This is a genomic window from Photorhabdus viridis, from assembly GCF_040256935.1.
Classification (GTDB): domain Bacteria; phylum Pseudomonadota; class Gammaproteobacteria; order Enterobacterales; family Enterobacteriaceae; genus Photorhabdus; species Photorhabdus viridis.
Genome location: NZ_JBEJZY010000457.1, coordinates 1 through 227 on the forward strand (window position 1 = coordinate 1; position 227 = coordinate 227).

Consider the following 227-nt stretch of genomic DNA (forward strand, 5'->3'; position numbering starts at 1 on the left):
CCGGGGCGGGTATGCGCGACTGGCCGCCACCGAACTGGGGCTGGCCGAAGGCGACTTACGGCGTTCACTGGGGCAGCTGTTACTGGTGCTGGAGCAGTGTCAACAGGCCGGCGTCAGTGAACAAACCGAAACCCCACCGGTTCCCGAACTGAGTGAGGACCAGCGGGCTGCGGCGCTGGCGCTGCTGCAAGACCCGAAACTGAGTGAGCGCATCACCGCTGATTTAG

The 227-nt window shown here is 64.8% G+C and carries 1 pseudogene; it reads left to right on the forward strand.

What is annotated here, in order from left to right:
- A pseudogene (locus ABR397_RS24130) lies at positions 1 to 227 on the forward strand (hypothetical protein); the annotation flags it as partial.